Below are 3,819 nucleotides of genomic sequence, written 5' to 3' on the forward strand. Positions count from 1 at the left end.
GCCTCGGCGTCGCGCAGCCCCAGACCGACCAGCATGGCCCGGACCAGGACCACCCAGTGCGGCGTGCCCGCCTCATCGGGCAGGTCCGCGCCGCCGAAGGCGTCCAGCAGGTCCATACCCTGCGCGGCCTCGCCGCGCAGCAGCAGGAGGAACGCACGCACCGCCGCGGCGGTCACGGTCGGGTCCATCTGCAGGGCGAGCCCGCTGAGCAGGTCCATCTGCTCCAGGGCGAGCGCCCGCCAGGCGGCGTCCAGCGCGGACGCCAGCCCTACGCGGGCACCGTCCCCGAGCGTGCCCGCCCGCCGGCCGGGAGACGGGGAGCCCTCCACGGTCACCCCGCTGCGCAGGAACTCGGCCAGCAGTGCCACGTTCCCACCGGTGGCCGCCCGCAGCGCCGGCGCCAGCCCGGCGGGGACCGGAGCGCCGGCGAGGTCGTGAAGCACCCGGCCGATCTCTTCGGCGTTCAGCGCAGGCAGGTTCACGCACACGGCGCCGGGCAGGTAGCGCAGGCAGTCCAACGGCCCCTCGGGGACGTCATCCGGCCTGCTGACCACGACCGCCGCCCCCTCGTGCAGGTGCGCGGCGCGCAGGCGGCGCACCAGGGCGTGGCCGGCGCGGTGCGCGTCGTCGAGCACCAGCACCGGCGACACCGGGCCGCTGCCCGTGGCGTCTCCGGCGAGGAAAGCGCTCACGGCCGCTGGGTCCGTGGCCGGGTCGACCGTCATCACCCGGTGGCCGTCGCGGGCGAGCTCGTCCGTCAGCCGGTGCAGCAGGGCGGTGCGCCCGGAGCCGGGCGCACCGGTGACGACGACAGGCCCGCAGCCGGTGATTGCCAGGGTTTCGCGGATCCGGTGAAGGTGCTCGATGTGTGCCAGGACGTCGTGGTGCATGGTGGTTCCCCCTGCGTCGGCGTGGGACGTTCGCGGAGCGGCGGGTCAGTAGACGAGGCCACCGTCCGCGCGGATGTTCTGGCCGGTGACCCAGGCTCCGTCGGGGCCGGCCAGGAAGGCCACGACGGCGGCGATCTCGGCCGGTCGGCCGAGCCGGCTGAGCGGAGTGTCCGCGATCACCTGCCGCCGGATCTCCTCGGTGGTGGAGCCGATCAGCATCTCGGTCTCGCTGGGTCCCGGCGAAACCGTGTTGACCGTGATCTGACGGGGGGCCAGTTCCCGCGCGCCCACCCGGGTGAAGGCCTCCAGCGCCGACTTGCTCGCGATGTAGCCGGCCTCCGGCACCCGCGGCCAACGGGTGGTGACGGACGAGACGTTGACGATGCGCCCGCCCTGGTTCATCCGCGCGGATGCGTACTGCATCGCGAAGAAGGGGCCCTTGGCGTTCACGTCCATCACCCGGTCGTAGTCCGCCTCCGTAGTGGTGCCGATGGGCGTCATGATCGGGATCGCGGCGCTGTTGACCAGGATGTCCAGGCCCTCCAGGCCGGCTTCCGAGAACTGCTTGTCGGCTTCCCGGAACAGTGCCTGAAGCGCGCCGAGGTCGCCGGAGTCGGCCTTCACCGCCCAGGCGGTGCCGCCACCGGAGCGCACCAGGCGCTCCGTCTCCCGTGCCGCTTCGTCGTTGCGGAGGTAGCTGAACACCACGCCCGCGCCGTCGGCCGCCAGGCGCTGGACGATCGCGCGGCCTATTCCCCGGGATCCGCCGACGACAACGGCGCTCTTGCCGCTGAGCGGTTTGTTTTCCATGGATGCCTTTCCCTGTTTCACGGGGCGCCCGGAGTCTATTCCCGGACGCTTGCACGGGGCGGACTTATCTCATGTGACATTACGTCCCGTCAGGCGCAGGTTTCCAGGGATTCCCGCATTGCCGGGGAGAGGTCGTTAAGTCACCCGTCGCGGCGCAGCACCATCATCGTCACGTCGTCGAATGCGGGGGACCCCGCGACGTGCCGGGCGAGCGCCTCGTCGACCGTCTGCAGGACGGCGGCGCCGCTTTCCGCGGGGCCCAGCAGCTCCAGCAGCCGCGGCATTCCGAAAGGGGTGTTGTCGGGGGAGCGGGCTTCCACCACGCCGTCCGTGTACAGGAAAAGCGTCGCGTTCCGCTCAAGGCGGGTATGGCCGATGGCGTACGTGCTGTCCACCATCATCCCGACCGCCGGACCGGTGCCGTGCAGCAGTTCCCGCCGGCCGCCGGGGCGGATCAAGACGGCCGGGTTGTGGCCGGCGTTGACGTAGAGGACGTCGCCCCGCACCGGGTCGAGCAGACCGAAGAAGAGCGTGGCGAAGTAGGCCTGCCGCAGATGGTGCCGGGCCAGGTAGCTGTTGGTGGCGGCCACGGCCTGGAGCAGCGGGCCCGCGCCCAGCCCGAGGGTGGGGGGCACCGGGACGTGCCCGGCGGCGCCGGCCGGCATGGCGTCGGCGCCGGCCACGGACAGCGTGCTCGCGTCCTCCGCCGCGTGCCGCAGCAGGGTGCGGATGATGGCCATGAACAGGGCCGCCCCCAGGCCCTTGTCGCACACGTCGGCGACCACGAAGGCGAGCCTCCTGCCGTCGAGGAGCTCGAAGCCGTCGTAGAAGTCACCGGACATGTGCTGGGCGGGCCGGAAGCGGAAACCGAGCTCCCAGCCCGGGAAGGAGGGCAGCCGCTCGGGCAGGAACCCCTGCTGCAGGTGCTGGGCGAGGAGCAGGTCCCGTTCGTGGGCGCGCAGCGTCGCCTCGGCGGCCGCCGCCTGCACCAGTCCCGCCAGCTGGCCGCGTTCGCGTGAGGACGTCAGCCGGTTGCGCAGCAGCGCCGGCAGGTAGGGCGGGACGACGAAGTCGAAGCCGGCCTGCGCACACAGCTCCAGGGCCCGCACGTTCCGCCCCGGGTACACCAGGACCGCGCTGGGGAAGAGCCGGCCGAGCCCGGCGATCCGCTTCAGCCCGAGGTCGGCGCAGAGCAGCACCGCGTCGGGGGCGGCGGCGGCCGACGGGACCGCCTGTCCGGGCGGGACGCGCTCCACCGTGTAGCCGGCCTGCTCCAGGCCCTCGACCAGAACGCCGTCACCGTCCGGGCTCTCGGCGACCACCACCACTCGTTCCCTGGGCATCCGGCTACCGCAGGACGGTCAGGACAGAGTGGTTGCGGCGCCCGGTGTAGCGGTAGCGGAAGTCGTCGAGGCTGCGCATGGCCAGGAACAGACCGAAGCCCCCCACCTTCCCGGCCGCGGTACCGGCGGCCAGCCGCGGCAGGGGATCGTGCTGGCGCGGGTCGAACGGCGGTGCCTCGTCCTCGATCTCCACCCAGGCGCGGGTCGCGTCGTAGCCGTAGCACAAGGAGATCGGCCCGCCGCCGCTGCGGTAGCCGTGGACGACGATGTTCGTGACGATCTCGTCCGTGGCCAGCCGCAGCCGGTAGGCGGTCCTGCCGTCCAGGTCGGCGCAGGTGGCCAGGGCGCGGACCATGGTGCCGACCTCGGTGGAGACCGGGCCGGAGCCGTCCAGGGTGAAGCGCAGGTTCACGCGTTCAGCTCCCGGCGCACGGTCAGGCTGCGGTCGAATCCGGTGAGTTCGATGGTCCGGCGCACCTCGTCCGAGGGGTTGATCACCACGATCTCGACGGAGCGGCCCAGGAGCTGATGCGCGAAGACCAGGCAGCGCAGGCCCGCCGAGGACAGGTAGGTCAGGTCGGACAGGTCGAGTTCGAGGCGCAGCAGGTGCTCGCTCGACAGGCCGTCGAGGACGGTCGCCAGGTGCGGCGCGGCCGTGCTGTCGGCCTCGCCCGCCAGGGTGAGGCGGGCAGTGGAGTTCCGGACGGTGAGCGACACGTCAAGCGTCATGCTGGTCTCCAGACGGGTCCGAGGGAGCGGCGTACAGGATCTGGGCG

General features: G+C 72.5%; 4 protein-coding genes and 1 pseudogene. All 5 read right to left on the minus strand.

Features of this window, described 5'->3' with window-relative positions; all coding sequences use genetic code 11:
- Positions 1-890, minus strand: a pseudogene (locus H5J33_RS26840) (hypothetical protein); the annotation flags it as partial.
- A gap of 45 nt (positions 891-935) precedes the next feature.
- A complete protein-coding gene (locus H5J33_RS26845; protein ID WP_181797427.1) occupies positions 936-1,700 on the minus strand; it encodes an SDR family oxidoreductase in 765 nt (254 codons plus the stop codon).
- A gap of 140 nt (positions 1,701-1,840) precedes the next feature.
- Positions 1,841-3,043: a PP2C family protein-serine/threonine phosphatase gene (locus H5J33_RS26850; RefSeq protein ID WP_181797428.1), complete on the minus strand. Its 1,203-nt coding sequence runs from the start codon at positions 3,041-3,043 to the stop codon at positions 1,841-1,843.
- A 4-nt stretch (positions 3,044-3,047) separates the two neighbouring features.
- The gene (locus H5J33_RS26855) at positions 3,048-3,455 is read right to left on the minus strand and encodes an ATP-binding protein (RefSeq protein ID WP_181797429.1); all 408 of its coding nucleotides are present in this window, start codon (positions 3,453-3,455) and stop codon (positions 3,048-3,050) included.
- Positions 3,452-3,819, minus strand: a 368-nt coding sequence (locus tag H5J33_RS26860; RefSeq protein ID WP_220212782.1) for an STAS domain-containing protein, incomplete at its 5' end; no start/stop codon positions are given. The genes H5J33_RS26860 and H5J33_RS26855, both read right to left, overlap by 4 nt.

It is taken from the genome of Streptomyces sp. WELS2 (assembly GCF_013870595.1).
Taxonomy (GTDB): Bacteria; Actinomycetota; Actinomycetes; order Streptomycetales; family Streptomycetaceae; genus Streptomyces.

Excerpts from the sequence above, each read along its gene's own strand:
- H5J33_RS26850 (WP_181797428.1), bottom strand. The coding sequence starts at position 3,043 with ATGCCCAGGGAACGAGTGGTGGTGGTCGCCGAGAGCCCGGACGGTGAC.
- H5J33_RS26845 (WP_181797427.1), bottom strand. The coding sequence starts at position 1,700 with ATGGAAAACAAACCGCTCAGCGGCAAGAGCGCCGTTGTCGTCGGCGGA.